Origin of the sequence: Vibrio sp. RC586 (genome assembly GCF_000176715.1) — a bacterium.
GTDB lineage: Bacteria > Pseudomonadota > Gammaproteobacteria > Enterobacterales > Vibrionaceae > Vibrio.
In genome coordinates, this window is the sequence record NZ_ADBD01000004.1 from 115,596 (window position 1) to 131,251 (window position 15,656).

General features: G+C 47.9%; 10 protein-coding genes. 2 read left to right on the plus strand and 8 right to left on the minus strand.

Features of this window, described 5'->3' with window-relative positions; translation table 11 throughout:
- Positions 1-84: 84 nt before the first annotated feature.
- Both VOA_RS16055 and VOA_RS16050 read left to right on the plus strand, forming a co-directional pair.
- Positions 85-2,490, plus strand: a complete 2,406-nt coding sequence (locus tag VOA_RS16055; protein ID WP_000873671.1) for a GH36-type glycosyl hydrolase domain-containing protein — start codon at positions 85-87, stop codon at positions 2,488-2,490.
- Positions 2,491-2,679: 189 nt separating this feature from the next.
- A complete protein-coding gene (locus VOA_RS16050) occupies positions 2,680-4,092 on the plus strand; it encodes a phosphoglucomutase/phosphomannomutase family protein (protein WP_000589199.1) in 1,413 nt (470 codons plus the stop codon).
- Positions 4,093-4,210: 118 nt separating this feature from the next.
- Here the strand turns inward: VOA_RS16050 and VOA_RS16045 are convergent, their stop codons facing one another.
- From VOA_RS16045 to VOA_RS16010, 8 genes are all read right to left on the minus strand, one after another.
- The gene (locus VOA_RS16045) at positions 4,211-5,242 is read right to left on the minus strand and encodes an ABC transporter ATP-binding protein (RefSeq protein ID WP_001277498.1); all 1,032 of its coding nucleotides are present in this window, start codon (positions 5,240-5,242) and stop codon (positions 4,211-4,213) included.
- On the minus strand, positions 5,242-6,867 hold the full coding sequence (locus VOA_RS16040) for an ABC transporter permease (protein WP_000660936.1): 1,626 nt from the start codon (positions 6,865-6,867) through the stop codon (positions 5,242-5,244). Before VOA_RS16040 ends, VOA_RS16045 begins: the two co-directional genes overlap by 1 nt.
- Positions 6,868-6,951: 84 nt before the next feature.
- On the minus strand, positions 6,952-7,965 hold the full coding sequence (locus VOA_RS16035) for a Fe(3+) ABC transporter substrate-binding protein (protein WP_000735576.1): 1,014 nt from the start codon (positions 7,963-7,965) through the stop codon (positions 6,952-6,954).
- Between the two features lie 141 nt (positions 7,966-8,106).
- Entirely contained in the window at positions 8,107-9,336 is a 1,230-nt protein-coding gene (locus VOA_RS16030; protein WP_000423813.1) for an ammonium transporter, read from the minus strand.
- Positions 9,337-9,359: 23 nt separating this feature from the next.
- Positions 9,360-9,698, minus strand: coding sequence for a P-II family nitrogen regulator (gene glnK, locus VOA_RS16025; RefSeq protein WP_000767166.1), 339 nt, complete (start codon positions 9,696-9,698; stop codon positions 9,360-9,362).
- A gap of 188 nt (positions 9,699-9,886) precedes the next feature.
- Positions 9,887-10,258 (minus strand): YacL family protein, encoded by a 372-nt coding sequence (locus tag VOA_RS16020; protein WP_000393911.1) that lies wholly within the window; start codon positions 10,256-10,258, stop codon positions 9,887-9,889.
- A gap of 204 nt (positions 10,259-10,462) precedes the next feature.
- Positions 10,463-13,060, minus strand: coding sequence for a bifunctional aconitate hydratase 2/2-methylisocitrate dehydratase (gene acnB, locus VOA_RS16015; RefSeq protein ID WP_000888592.1), 2,598 nt, complete (start codon positions 13,058-13,060; stop codon positions 10,463-10,465).
- Positions 13,061-13,325: 265 nt separating this feature from the next.
- Positions 13,326-15,617 (minus strand): patatin-like phospholipase family protein, encoded by a 2,292-nt coding sequence (locus VOA_RS16010; protein ID WP_000870554.1) that lies wholly within the window; start codon positions 15,615-15,617, stop codon positions 13,326-13,328.
- Positions 15,618-15,656 lie beyond the last annotated feature (39 nt).

Here is a 15,656-nt window from a genome sequence, read left to right on the forward strand (position 1 = left end):
ACGACAGCGCGAGAGCTCTCGCGCAAGTTTTCACTAGCATAGGTTTTAGCTGCCAGCAGGCAGCTGGTTTAAAAGGAAAGCACAATGAAATACGGCTATTTCGATAATGATAATCGCGAATACGTCATCACTCGCCCTGACGTACCCGCACCTTGGACTAACTATCTCGGTACTGAAAAGTTCTGTACTGTGATTTCTCACAACGCAGGTGGTTACTCGTTCTATCACTCACCTGAGTACAACCGCGTAACCAAGTTCCGTCCAAACTTTACCCAAGATCGTCCAGGGCACTATGTTTACCTGCGCGATGATGCGACGGGTGATTTCTGGTCTATCTCTTGGCAACCTGTTGCGAAAAGCCTTGAACAAGCGAAATACGAAGTTCGCCACGGCTTGTCTTACTCAAAATTCAAGTGTGAATACAACGGCATTCACGCGACCAAAACGCTGTTTGTTCCTAAGGGTGAAGATGCAGAAGTTTGGGATGTTGTGATCGAAAACACCTCCAATGAAGTGCGTACTATTAGTGCGTTCAACTACGTTGAGTTCTCTTTCAGCCACATCAAGTCAGACAACCAAAACCATCAGATGTCGCTCTACTCAGCAGGTACAGCGTTCAAAGATGGCGTGATTGAGTATGACCTGTACTACAACACAGACGATTTCTTAGGCTTCTACTACCTGACCGCGACCTTCGATGCAGACAGCTACGACGGCCAACGTGACCAATTCCTTGGCATGTACCGAGATGAAGCCAACCCAATCGCAGTGGCGCAAGGTAAGTGCTCTAACAGCGCGCAAACCTGTTACAACCACTGTGGTGCACTGCATAAGCAATTCGTTCTGCAACCGGGCGAAAAAGTTCGCTTCGCAGTGATCTTAGGTGTAGGTAAAGGCAACGGCGCAAAACTGCGTGAAAAATACCAAGATCTGAGCAAAGTGGACGCTGCATTTGCAGGTATCAAAGCACACTGGGATGAGCGTTGTGCGAAGTTCCAAGTGAAATCGCCAAACGAAGGTCTGAACACCATGATCAACGCTTGGACTCTGTACCAGGCGGAAACTTGTGTGGTTTGGTCTCGTTTCGCTTCTTTCATTGAAGTTGGCGGCCGTACAGGTCTGGGCTACCGTGATACTGCGCAAGACGCGATCTCTGTACCGCACACTAACCCAGCAATGACCCGTAAGCGTCTGGTTGACCTACTGCGTGGTCAAGTGAAAGCGGGTTACGGTTTACACCTATTTGATCCTGACTGGTTCGATCCAGAAAAAGCGGATGTTAAACCGTCTAAATCACCAACAGTAGTACCAACACCATCGGATGAAGACAAGATCCACGGCATCAAAGATACCTGTTCTGACGATCACCTGTGGATTGTGCCAACCATCCTCAGCTATGTGAAAGAGACCGGTGACTTCGCCTTTATCGACGAAGTGATCCCTTATGCTGATGGCGGCAACGCAACTGTGTACGAGCACATGATGGCAGCGTTAGATTTCTCTGCAGAATACGTAGGTCAAACAGGTATCTGTAAAGGTCTGCGTGCAGACTGGAACGACTGTTTGAACCTCGGTGGCGGCGAGTCATCTATGGTGTCTTTCCTGCACTTCTGGGCGTTGGAGTCTTTCCTTGAGCTGTCACGCTACCGCAATGATGAAGCGGCAACAGACAAGTACCAAGCTATGGCTGATGGCGTACGCGAAGCGTGTGAAACTCACTTGTGGGATGAACAAGGCGAATGGTACATCCGTGGCCTGACCAAAAATGGCGACAAGATCGGTACCTTCGATCAAGTGGAAGGTAAAGTTCACTTAGAGTCTAACTCACTGGCTGTTCTGTCAGGCACTGTAAGCCATGAGCGCGGCATCAAAGCGATGGATGCGGTCTACAAATACCTGTTCTCCAAATACGGCCTACACCTGAACGCTCCATCATTCGCGACTCCAAATGATGACATCGGCTTCGTGACTCGCGTTTACCAAGGCGTGAAAGAAAACGGCGCGATCTTCTCGCATCCAAACCCATGGGCATGGGTAGCAGAAGCGAAACTGGGCCGTGGTGATCGTGCGATGGAACTGTATGACGCACTCAACCCATACAACCAAAACGACATCATCGAAACCCGTATTGCTGAACCTTACTCTTACGTACAGTTCATCATGGGTCGTGACCACCAAGATCACGGCCGCGCTAACCACCCATGGTTAACCGGTACTTCTGGCTGGGCATACCACGCTACCACCAACTATATCTTGGGTATCAAAGCGGGCTTCGATGCACTGGAGATCGATCCTTGTATCCCAACTTCATGGCCCGGTTTTGAAGTGACTCGTGAGTGGCGTGACGCGACTTACCAGATCAAAATTGAAAACCCACAAGGCGTTTCAAAAGGCGTGAAATCCATCACCCTGAATGGCCAAGCGATTGAAGGCGCAGTCCCTGTTCAAGCAGCAGGCAGCGTCAACCAAGTGGTTGTTGTACTGGGTTAACCCATTTTCGGGCACTCGCTGAGTGCCCGTTTTCTAATACCTAAGCGTTTTATATGCCCAAACCACTTGTCGTTGCAGGTAGGCGGCAAATGAATGAATCCCTATGAGCATAGATAAACTATGTGATTGGGGTGAATGAATGCAGCCAACACTCCTGCAACGTCAAGTGGGAAGGGATAGGGGGAGAAAATGATTAAATTTGGTACTGGCGGCTGGCGTGCTTTTATTGGTGAAGAGTTCACTAAAGATAACGTACGTCTGGTTGCTCAAGCCTTAGCAAACATCATCAATCATGAACAAGCCGCCGCAAAAGGCTTCGTGATTGGTTATGACCGCCGCTTTTTGTCTGACAAAGCAGGTTGCTGGTTTGCCGAAGTTTTAGCAGCGAATGGCGTTGTGGTGAGCTTTATCGACAAGTTTGTGCCAACACCTGTGGTGATGTTTAAAGCGAAAGAGATGGATTGTGCTTACTCAGCTTGTATTACCGCTTCGCACAACCCAGCCGACTACAACGGTATTAAAGTGTTTATCCGGGGCGGTCGTGACGCTGATGAAGTGATCACTCAGAAGATCGAGCAGCAAATCGCAACGCTGACCTCGCAAGACGTGAAATCGATCGATTTCGATCAAGCCGTCAATGACAAGCTGATTAAAATCATCAACCCGATGAACGAGTTTGTCGATAGCATCATCAACTTCATCGATATTGAAGCGATCAAGAAAGCCAATCTGCGTGTGTTGATCGATCCTATGTTCGGGGTAGCGAAAAACGCACTGCAAACAGTACTGATCAATGGCCGCTGCGACGTGGACGTGATCAACGATGGCAAAAACCCAGATTTCGGTGGTTTGATGCCTTCGCCTAGCGCGGCCACCTTGTATCGCTTGAAGCATCTCGTTAAACACGAAGGTTATGACATCGGTATCGGTACCGATGGCGATGCGGACCGCCTTGGCATCATTGATGAAAAAGGTAACTTTATTCATCCTAACGAAGTGCTGATCCTGCTTTACTACTATCTACTAGAGTACAAAGGCTGGAAAGGTTCTGTGGTACGTAACATTGCAACCACTCACTTGTTGGATAAAATCGCAACCGATCATGGTGAGCAATGCTTTGAAGTGCCTGTGGGCTTCAAACACATCTCTTCACAAATGGAAGCTGACGATTCACTGATCGGTGGTGAAAGTTCTGGCGGTTTGACGATTCGTGGCCACATCAAGGGGAAAGATGGCGTGTTCGCCTCCAGCCTATTGGTGGAAATGATCAGCGTGACTGGCAAGAAACTCTCTGAGCTATTAACCGAGATCTATGATCGTTACGGTTATGCCTACACTGCGGAAGGCGATTGCAAATTTAAACCAGCCCAACGCGATGAGATCTACAACAAAGTCTACATTGAGAAAAAACTGCCTGAATTTGAATTCGAGATCGAAAAAGTCAGCTATGAAGATGGTGCTAAGGTCTACTTCAAGAACGGTGGCTGGGTGATTGCCCGCTTCTCCGGTACTGAGCCTCTATTACGTATTTTTGCCGAAATGGCCGACAAAGATACTGCGGAGCGTGTTCTTCAACAGATGAAAGCCTTCTTGGCGTTGTAATCATCCCCTGAGGTTAAGTCCCCTCAGCGGAGAAGAACATTTGCCCGACGCTAGACGTCGGGCTTTTTTATTACGGGTAGAATGTGCTTGGAATGACAAAGCTCAGCGGCGAGATCGATTAGGCGAAAGCCAATACCCCTTGCGTATCAATATTGACCGACACCGCCTGCCCTAGCTCCAGCGGTTGTGAAGAGGTCGCGATAAGCTGAGTGCCATGCGCATCAATCAGATAACGGCAATGGTCACCCATAAACTGCTGCTCAGTCACCGTCACACTGCTGTCTTCTTCGGCACGGATCTGCACCTGCTGTGGACGCAGCAATAACTTACATTCCGCGTCTACAGCGATTGGTTGGCGCGCAGTGGCTTCCACAACCCCAAGAGCGGTTTGGTATTGGGTTTCGCTGATCCGCGTGGCATTCAGATAACTGCCACCACCCAGAAAATCAGCCACGAACTGGCTCGACGGTTGGTAGTAAAGCTCTGCTGCTGTTCCGTACTGTTCAATCACACCACGATTCATCACCGCCATTTTATCGGCGAAGGCAAACGCTTCTTCTCGTGAGTGAGTCACGAAAATCGCCGTCACGCCCTGTTGTTTAAAGATTTTACGAATCTCAATGATTAGCTCATGACGTACTTGCGTGTCGATATTCGAAAACGGCTCATCAAGCAGCAGCAGATCTGGCTTATAAGCTAAGGCACGTGCGATGGCAACGCGTTGCAGCTGACCACCCGAGAGTTGATGCGGGTAACGCTCTGCAAAAGCATCAAGATGAACCAAAGAGAGCATCTCGGTAATTTTGGCCTGTTTCTGCGCGGCGGACATAGCATCCAGACCGAAGCCGACATTCTGCGCCACGGTTAAATGGGGAAACAGAGCATAATCTTGGAAAATCATCCCAATGTTACGCTGCTCAGGTGGCAACCAGTGTTTACCATCATCCAACGTCAAGCAGTTCAAGTTCAATCGACCTGACGCCAACGGTAAAAGGCCGGCAATCGCCTTAAGTAAGGTCGTTTTACCACAACCGCTTGCCCCAAGCAGGCAGACGATTTCGCCCGAGTTCACTTGCAGTGATAGGGATTTCAATACCGTTTGCGAGTCGTATTGGCAAGTCAGATTTTCAATCAGCAGTGCGCAGCTCATCAGTGCTTTTGCTCCAAAGAACGGTTAACGATAACAAGTGGGATAAGCCCAACCAACACGAGTAAAATGGCAGGCAATGCTGCCAATTCTAAACGCTCATCTGAAGCGTAGTTATAGACGTAAGTGGCGAGCGTTTCAAAATTAAATGGGCGTAATAAAATCGCCGCGTTTAACTCCTTCATCGATTCAATAAACACCAACAATCCTGCAATTAACGCACCACGTCGGATCAGCGGCAGGTGTACGCGCTTAAGCATTTGGTTGGCATGACACCCCATGGTACGCGCAGCCATATCCAACGAAGGTGAAACTTTACTTAAGCTACTTTCAATACTGCCAATCGCCACCGCCGAAAACCGTACCACGAGCGCAAACACAATCGCGAACACACTTCCGGAGAAGATTAACCCCGGGCGTCCCCACTCCATCATTTTAGCTATGTCGTTGACCAGATGATCCAGTGCCAACACCGGTACCAAAATACCAATCGCCAGTACCGTTCCCGGCACCGCATAACCCATGGAAGAAAGGCGCATCAGCGCAACACTGGTACGATTGTTTTGTAGACGGGCATAGAAATTGGCGATCAAAGCCACCAACACAGCAATGACAGCCGCACTAATTGAGACAGTAAAACTATTCAGTGCGTACTCTCTAAACTGCGCTGTCCAGCTTTGTGCAAAGTAAGACCATGCGTAACTGATTAATTGCAACAGTGGCAAAATGAACGCCACCGCCACCAATCCCCAACACCAGACTAAAGCTGCCCATAGGCGCCAACCTTTTAAGGTATAACGGTACTCTTCATGGCTATTAAAATGGTTTTGGTAGAGTTTTTGTCGACGTCGACTATAGCGTTCACTACTGAGCAGCAACAGCACAATCACCAACATAATCGCTGAGATTTTCGCAGCCGCATTGAGGTTTGAGTAGCCAAGCCAAGTGTCGTAAACCGCCGTTGTTAAGGTATTGACCGAAAACAGGCTTACGGTGCCGAAATCCCCAATCGTTTCCATTGCCACCAAAGACAAGCCAACCGCAATCGCAGGGCGCGCTAATGGCAAAGAGATACGCCAAAAGCTCTGCCACGGTGTGCATCTCAGTAGACGAGCCGATTGGAGCAAAGTGACGTTCTGCTCCATAAAGGCCGCACGGCACAGTAGATAAACGTAAGGATAAAGCACCAAAGCCAGTACCACACTGGCACCGCCTAAACTTCGGATGTCCGGAAACCAGTAGCTGCCCGCTTGCCAGCCCGTCCAATCACGCAAAGCGATTTGAATGGGGCCTGCGAAATCAAACCAATGAGTAAACAGATAACCAATAATATAGGCTGGCATCGCTAATGGCAGGACGAGCGCCCACTGCAACCAACGCTCACCGGGTAATTTGCACATCGCAATCAGCCAAGCTGAAGGCACACCAAACAGCAAAGCCAATAGTAGTACGGAAACCGTCAATACTAAGGTATTGAAAATATAGGTGGGCATCACAGTCGCCAGCAGATGAGCAAAAACCTCATCACTGTTGCCGAATGCGGTGTAGAAGATCGCTAAGATCGGTAAAACCAGCAGAGTGGTTAACACAACGCTGCTGGTTTTCCATGCAAAATATTTTTCTTTCATCGCCTAACAGTACAAGGCTTGAACAACGCTCAAAGCGCTGCATCCCTCAAATAAAATAGGGGTACGTTATACCCCTGATTTTACTTACAGGTCAAATTTGACTTCATCGATCAACTTGATCGCTGCGGCATTATTATCTGCAATTTTTTCTAGTGGCAGACTATCGGCTTTAAACGCGCCCCAAGACTCCACGAGAGCTGAACGTTTCACCCCTTCTTTCACTGGGTATTCGTAGTTCACTTCTGCATACATTTGTTGTGCGGTTGCGCCAGTCAAGAACTCCATCAGCTTAACGGCGTTATCACGGTTTGGTGAGTATTTCGCCATTGCCATACCACTCACGTTCACATGAGTGCCTTGCGCATTTTGACCTGGGAAGTTGATGTATACCGCTTCAGCCCAAGATTTTTGTTTCTCGTCATTCACCATTGCACCTAGGTAGTAGCTGTTACCTAGCGACACATCACACAGGCCTTCTTTGATCGCACGAACCTGGTCACGGTCATTGCCTTGTGGTTTACGAGCCAGATTCGCCTTTACACCTTCCAGCCAAGTTTTTGCTTCGGCTTCACCATGGTTAGCGATGATAGAAGCCACAAGCGCGATGTTGTAAGGGTGCTTACCACTACGAGTACAAATTTTGCCTTTGAACTCTGGCTTAGCGAGATCCATATAATCGAAATCATCACCCGGCTTGCCTACGCGATCGCGTGAAGAATACACACTACGAGTACGCTGCGTCAGTGCAAACCACTCATCACCACTATCACGGTATTGAGCAGGAATGTTCTCTTCAATCACTTTGCTATCCAGTGGCTGAGTCAGGCCTTTTTCGGTCAGTTCAAACAAACGGCTGAATTCAGCAGTTAAGATCACATCGGCTGGGCTGTATTCGCCCTCTTGCGCGAGTTTCTCTGCAATCCCTTCTTTAGCAAATTTCACGTTAACTTTGATGCCAGTTTCTTTGGTGAACTCTTGGAACATAGGTTCAATCAAAAATGGTTGGCGGTAAGAGTAAACATTCACTTCTTCAGCGGCCATTGCAGAAGGAGCGAGTACACCGCAAGCAATCGCAGACAACGTGAGCAGCTTTTTCATTTTTAGGTCCTTTAATAATTACTAATGATAACGTTTATCAGTTTCACTACATTATAAGAATAATTATTAAGAAAACAATCAGTGAAAAGAAAAAACCTGCCCAGAGGGCAGGTTCTCTAAAATGAACTTGGTAACTAAATGTTACTTCACAGTCACAAATTCAGGGTAAGCTCCGACACCACAATCGTGCATGTCCATCCCTTCCATTTCTTCTTCTTCAGAAACGCGGATCCCCATGGTTGCTTTGAGTACACCCCAAACCAGCAGGCTTGCACCAAACACCCATGCGAAAATCACCACAGCTCCCAGTAATTGCGCACCAAACGTTGCATCGGCATTGCTGAGTGGCACCACCATCAGACCGAAGAAACCACACACACCATGTACTGAGATTGCACCAACAGGATCATCAATTCTCAGTTTATCGAGAGCGATGATGCTAAACACCACCAGAGCCCCTGCAACCACACCAATTGCTACCGCGTACAGTGGTGAAGGTGATAGAGGATCCGCGGTAATCGCCACCAAACCGGCTAATGCACCATTGAGTACCATGGTGAGATCCGCTTTACCCCAAGTGGTTTTACACACGAGTAGCGCAGCAATAGCCCCCGCAGCCGCAGCGGCATTGGTATTGAGGAAAATCTTGCCCACTGATGTGGCATTTTCAAAATCCGATACCATCAGTTGTGAGCCGCCGTTAAAACCAAACCAGCCGAACCACAAGATAAAGGTACCTAAGGTTGCTAATGGCATGTTTGAACCTGGGATTGGGTAAATTTCGCCGTTTTTGCCGTATTTACCTTTGCGAGCCCCCAACAGCAGTACGCCCGCTAACGCTGCAGAAGCTCCTGCTAAGTGTACGATGCCTGAGCCAGCAAAATCGCTAAAGCCTGCCGCAGAAAGGAAACCACCACCCCAAGTCCAGTAGCCTTCCATTGGGTAGATGAAAGCGGTCAAGATGGCAGAGAAAATCAAGAAGGCCCAGAGTTTCATGCGCTCAGCCACTGCACCAGAAACCACTGACATCGCTGTTGCAACAAACACAACTTGGAAGAAGAAATCTGATTCCAGAGAGTGATCGGCACCATCCGCTTGTGAACCAATCAGCGCACCAAGTGAAGGCAACCAGCCACCTTCAGTGTTATCGACATACATGATGTTGTAGCCAACGATTAAATAAGTGGTACAAGCAATCGCGTACAGAACAAAGTTTTTAGTCAAAATTTCTGTGGTGTTCTTTGAGCGAACCAAACCCGCTTCCAGCATGGCAAACCCTGCTGCCATCCACATGACTAGAGCTCCTGAAATCAGGAAGAAAAAGGTGTCGAGTGCGTAACGCAGCTCGGTAACAGTGACTGATAGTTCCATAATCAACTCTCCCATCCTTAAATTTAAAGGGCTTCTGAATCCATTTCGCCAGTACGGATACGCACCGCTTGGCTAAGGTCATAGACAAAGATTTTGCCGTCACCAATTTTTCCGGTGTGTGCGGCCTTGATGATCGCTTCCACCACACGATCCACATTGTCGCTTTGCGTAGCGATTTCAATTTTTACTTTGGGTAGAAAGTCGACTTGGTATTCCGCGCCGCGGTATAGCTCAGTGTGTCCTTTCTGACGCCCGAAGCCTTTCACCTCAGAAACCGTCATTCCCTCGATACCTACATCCGCAAGCGCTTCACGAACATCATCCAACTTGAATGGTTTAATGATTGCGTTAATCAGTTTCATCTCTTCCTCTCTAAAGCAGTCGTCCATTTACTCTTCACTATCCAAGGTATATGCCAACTTATTAACACTATGATTTAAAATAAAAAAATAGTGTCTGGTTTAATAAAAAACAAAAGGCTGCACCTCTTCGGTGCAGCCTTTTCCCAACAATAACGCACAAATTTTAACAACAATGGCTATTGCACTGATTATTTCCCTTGTACAAAGTTCTGCCACTGAGCCAGCAAAGCAATGAAATCTTCTCGCCCACAGGCAGCAACACTTTCACTGTCATACAGAAAGAAATCACTCTCTAACTCATGTTCGGCGTCATACGCCAGCGCATTATCTTGCACTTGGACTTCATCACCTTGCACCATGAGAGAGATTTCACGACCAGTCCATAGAAACTCTTGTGCTGGAGATTGTTCTGCTTGCTCGATAAGCGCTAAAACTTGATTGATTTTAGCCTGATCTTGACCAATCTCTTCTTGTAGCCAGCGTCCGACGATCTGATGCTCCATACTGCATTTGACCGCATATTCACCCAACAAGGTATTTTTAATAAATTCAAACTCCATGGTTATATCTCCATAGATCATCAATATGGCGAGTATATCTCAAACTGCTTCGCGATACTTAGACAAGTGATATCCCCTTTCATTTCCCCATGAAATAGAATTACCTGCCACAACTTGATAAAAAATAGCGGTGGCGCACTAAAAGTGAGCAAAAAAATAAAGCCGCGACAAGCGCGGCTTTATTAGATAAACAAATGACTTTGCTTATGCAGGTTCTTGGAAGATCACTGAATCTGCTTTGCTGGTGTATTGACCCATACGATGGAAGTTGAGGTAGCGGTAAGTATCCGCTGCCGCAGCATCAATCTGCTTCGCATATTCCATGTACTCTGCCACGCTTGGGATGCGGCCCAGAATCGCCCCAACTGCCGCTAATTCAGCAGAAGAAAGGTAAACGTTAGCACCAGTACCCAAACGGTTCGGGAAGTTACGCGTTGAAGTTGACATCACCGTCGCTTTGTCAGCGACGCGCGCTTGGTTACCCATACACAGTGAACATCCCGGAGTTTCAATACGCACCCCAGCGCGACCAAAAATACCGTAGTAGCCTTCTTCTGTCAGTTGGTCACGATCCATCTTGGTTGGCGGAGCCACCCACAGGCGTGTGTTCAACTGGCCGTTGAATTTATCAAGCAGTTTGCCTGCTGCACGGAAGTGACCAATGTTGGTCATACAAGATCCAATGAAGACTTCATTGATCGTTTCACCCGCACACTCAGAGAGCAGGCGTGCATCATCCGGATCGTTTGGTGCACACAAGATAGGTTCTTTGATGTCTGCGAGATCAATTTCAATCACATGCGCGTATTCCGCATCTTTGTCCGCTTCCATCAATGCTGGCGTTGCCAGCCAAGCTTCCATTGCCTTGATACGACGCTCAATAGTACGGCGATCGCCATAACCTTCAGCAATCATCCACTTCAACATCACGATGTTCGAGTTGAGATACTCTTCAATCGACGCTTGTGAAAGCTTCACAGTACAACCGGCCGCAGAACGTTCTGCAGAAGCATCTGAAAGTTCGAATGCTTGCTCAACCGTTAGGTGTTCAACCCCTTCGATCTCCAGAATACGACCAGAGAATTCGTTGATCTTGCCGGCTTTTTCTACCGTGAGCAGACCTTGTTTGATGCCGTAGTAAGGGATGGCATGCACCAAATCACGCAGAGTGATTCCCGGCTGCATTTTACCTTTGAAGCGAACCAGAATAGATTCCGGCATATCCAGTGGCATCACGCCAGTCGCTGCCGCAAACGCCACCAGACCAGAACCCGCAGGGAAAGAAATACCCAATGGGAAACGAGTATGCGAGTCACCGCCAGTACCGACAGTATCTGGGAGCAGCATGCGGTTTAGCCATGAGTGGATAACACCATCCCCCGGACGCAGTGAAACACCGCCACGGTTCATGATGAAATCAGGCAGGGTGTGGTGAGTTTGTACGTCAACCGGTTTTGGATAAGCAGACGTGTGACAAAAAGACTGCATCACTAAATCAGCAGAGAAGCCAAGACACGCCAAATCTTTCAGTTCATCACGCGTCATTGGGCCAGTGGTATCTTGCGAACCCACAGTGGTCATCTTAGGCTCACAGTAGGTGCCCGGACGAATACCTTGCACGCCACACGCTTTACCCACCATTTTTTGTGCCAGCGTGTAGCCTTTACCGCTATCCGCAACTGCAACTGGGCGACGGAATTCTTTTGAGGCTTCCAAACCTAACGCGTGACGCGCTTTATCGGTCAAACCACGTCCAACGATCAGTGGAATACGACCGCCAGCACGTACTTCATCGTACAGCACATCGGTTTTCAGTTTGAAAGTCGCAAGTACTTCACCGGTCGCGTGGTTACACACTTTGCCTTCAAATGGGTAAACATCGATCACATCACCCATATTGAGCTTGGAAACATCCACTTCGATTGGCAGCGCGCCAGCATCTTCCATAGTATTGAAGAAGATCGGGGCAATTTTACCGCCCAGAACATAACCACCTGTGCGTTTATTTGGCACGTTAGGAATGTCGTCCCCCATAAACCACAGCACTGAGTTAGTTGCCGATTTACGTGATGAACCAGTACCCACAACGTCACCCACATAAACCAGTTGGTGACCTTTAGTTTTGAGAGCTTCGATCTGTTTGATCGGGCCAACTTTGCCCGGTACATCCGGTTCAATGCCATCACGCGCGTTTTTGAGCATGGCTAACGCATGCACAGGAATATCAGGACGTGACCATGCATCAGGAGCAGGAGAAAGATCGTCCGTGTTAGTCTCACCGGTCACTTTAAACACAGTTAAGGTCACTTTTTCAGCCAGTGCTGGCTTAGACAAGAACCATTCTGCATCAGCCCAAGATTGCAGCACCTGCTTGGCGAATGAGTTACCCGCTTTGGCTTTCTCTTCTACATCGTAGAAATTATCAAACATCAATAGCGTATGAGACAGCGCTTTCGCAGCGATTGGTGCCAACGCGCTATCGTCAAGCAAATCAATCAAAGGTTCGATGTTGTAACCGCCTTGCATCGTACCCAGCAGCTCAGCCGCTTTCTCACGACTCACCAAAGGAGAAGTCACTTGTCCTTTGGTTACGGCAGTCAAGAAACCCGCTTTTACATAAGCCGCTTCATCGACACCTGGAGGAATTCGATTTTCAAGTAGGTCAAGAATAAAAGCTTCTTCACCTTGTGGGGGATTTTTCAGAAGTTCTACAAGTCCTGCGACTTGCTCTGCATCTAGGGGTTTAGGTACAACTCCTTCAGCGGCACGCTCTGCGACGTGTTTACGGTAGGCTTCAAGCACGACTTTTTCCTCTCATTGCGGTTCACTCAGTTGATTATAAAAATACGAGCGAACATCCTTGGAAACTTGGCTCTCCCTAGCCCTTGTTTTCACTCAAATTGACTGAGAAACAGCGCCATAGAGGCCAAACTGTGGGCGTCAGAATAGCAAGTTTAACGATAAATTAAAATCTCATCATTTTGACCAACATAGCAACTTGAGACTAAAGTTTAAGCTTTCTCAGCGAGTGGAAAGCGTTCAACCTCACTCATATCTCAAGTTACTGCTATTTAAAGGTAGTACCAATAATAAAATAGACGGAATCATAGTTCTGCTCGGTACGCCCATAACCAAACATGATCGGTCCGATAGGCGAATTCACTCCCGCAAAAATCGAGCCTGCGCCATAGAGTGGAGCATCTTGCAAGCGAATATCGGAATCTGACCATACACCACCATACTCAATGGATGCCCCTAGATAGACGGGAGAAGTGAACATTCCAAAGTCATTGTCAAACCAACGATAACGATAAACCAGATTTCCGTACACCTTGTTTTGGCCAATCAGGCTATTACGGGGTATGCCCGATAAATTGAGAAATCCGCCAATACTTTTCGGATCAATCGGTGTGGACGAGTGCTTACTTTTCACAACCCCCATATCCAGATTTGCGACTAAAGTATGGCGAGAAATGGTGTGTGCTGCGATTAACTTGCCGGAAAATTCAGAAACAGTATCTGAACTGCTAGTTTCATCCGACACTGGATTACTCCCATCAAAACTATCTCTAGAGAGCAGGTATTCCAAATCAAAGTAAACCCCTTGCTGAGGTAAACTAAAATCATCCAAGGTGTCATGCCGGTAATCAAAAAAGACACCACTGCGCTCAAAATCAAAATCGCCAAATACAGGCAAGGACGAAGCTTCACCATTACCTTGGCTGTATCGAACACCAAGTTTTACTTCTCGCCATAACTCAATTTGATATCCCAATGCCACTTCCGCAACCCACTCCGAATAAGTCACAGGTAGATAGTTTTCGGTAGCACTTAATGACGTATCATCAAAGCCACTTAAGGGAGCATTGCGCGTTTCATTACTGTAGAGCAGCGAAGCGGTAGTAAAGGTTTTCTGCCCAGATAAAAACGGGGAGTACAGCTCCGCTTCCAACAGCTTATCTGTTCCAATATCCATATTCAGCGTCAACTCAGCGCCGTGCGGATTGATATCAGTGAAATTGGTAGAAATACCCAGTGCATATTGGCTATTGGTTGTGAAATCATCTTCTAGAAAGAAGCGAAAGTTAACGTAATTCGGCCCCCACGACTTTTCGCGCACATCGACCACTAATTGATCGTCTTCCCCTTGCTGCTCATATTGATAACGCACTAGTTCAAACCGATCTAACGCGTATAAGTTTTCGACACTGGCTTCGATTTCTTCTGTGCTGAGTTTTTGGTTGGGATCTAGGTTTAAGCGATTGAGTAGCAATTTATCACTGTAGTGAGTGGCATTGCGTAGAACGATCTCATCAACATTAACCTTGTCACCATAACGTAATGTTTTGCGGCGCTCTTCTTTCTCATCAATGTATTCTTGATATTGCGCCGAACTCAAGGCGATGTTCTTGAAGAAGGCTCGGTTCTCCATCGCGACCTGATAGCCCATCGCAAAAGCATCGGGCATTTTATCAAACTCAGTGGTTTCCATTTTTCCGACCTGAGGACGCAACAGCAGGTCGTGCTCAGTCAGGTTGTCACTCTGCTTTTCGGTGCTACGACGCACTAAATAGTTGGACAGTTGATCCGCCACGCTAAACAGGTTAGTGAAATCTTCTTGGGATTTGTAATCGGTACTGATGTCTACCGCGATGATAATATCGGCTCCCATCGCACGAGCGATATCCACTGGCATATTGTTGGTGACACCGCCGTCCACCAACCATAAACCATCAATCTCGTAAGGAGGCAACGCCCCCGGCACTGACATACTGGCCATCATCGCATCCACTAAAAAGCCTTTATCAAGCACGACTTCTTGCAGATGGATAATATCGGTAGCCACCGCACGATATGGGATCACCAGTTGGTCAAAGGAGTCAAAAGCAGGCAAATTCCCCGTGCTTTCGCGTAGCATACGCAGCATGTTTTGTCCCTGAACCACGCCTTTGGGCGCGCGAACCTCCCCCCAATGTAGGCCAAGGTCAGTAGTGATCTGATAACGATCTTCGTACTCTTTGTCGCGTACTCGGCGCTGGCTACGATCGACACGATCACGATAACCGCTATTCCAATCCACACTGTAAATCAGTGACTCGATTTCCTCGGCACTCATCCCAGTGGCATACAAGCCGCCAACATAAGCGCCCATGCTGGTACCAGTAATGATATCAACGGGAACATGCAGCTCTTCTAGCGCTCTCAGTACGCCCATATGCGCTGCGCCTTTGGCTCCACCTCCAGCCAGGACTAACGCGATTTTAGGTCGCTTAACGGCCTGAGCATTAGCTTCTTGTGCCAACGCCAATGGGGCAAACAACACCCCTACCATTACGCTGAATGATACTGCCCACTTCATCACGTTAGTTATCCTCGAAATCCTTAAGAATCAAACCAC

Excerpts from the sequence above, each read along its gene's own strand:
- VOA_RS16055 (WP_000873671.1), top strand. The coding sequence starts at position 85 with ATGAAATACGGCTATTTCGATAATGATAATCGCGAATACGTCATCACT.
- VOA_RS16050 (WP_000589199.1), top strand. The coding sequence starts at position 2,680 with ATGATTAAATTTGGTACTGGCGGCTGGCGTGCTTTTATTGGTGAAGAG.
- VOA_RS16045 (WP_001277498.1), bottom strand. The coding sequence starts at position 5,242 with ATGAGCTGCGCACTGCTGATTGAAAATCTGACTTGCCAATACGACTCG.
- VOA_RS16040 (WP_000660936.1), bottom strand. The coding sequence starts at position 6,867 with ATGAAAGAAAAATATTTTGCATGGAAAACCAGCAGCGTTGTGTTAACC.
- VOA_RS16035 (WP_000735576.1), bottom strand. The coding sequence starts at position 7,965 with ATGAAAAAGCTGCTCACGTTGTCTGCGATTGCTTGCGGTGTACTCGCT.
- VOA_RS16030 (WP_000423813.1), bottom strand. The coding sequence starts at position 9,336 with ATGGAACTATCAGTCACTGTTACCGAGCTGCGTTACGCACTCGACACC.
- glnK (WP_000767166.1), bottom strand. The coding sequence starts at position 9,698 with ATGAAACTGATTAACGCAATCATTAAACCATTCAAGTTGGATGATGTT.
- VOA_RS16020 (WP_000393911.1), bottom strand. The coding sequence starts at position 10,258 with ATGGAGTTTGAATTTATTAAAAATACCTTGTTGGGTGAATATGCGGTC.
- VOA_RS16010 (WP_000870554.1), bottom strand. The coding sequence starts at position 15,617 with ATGAAGTGGGCAGTATCATTCAGCGTAATGGTAGGGGTGTTGTTTGCC.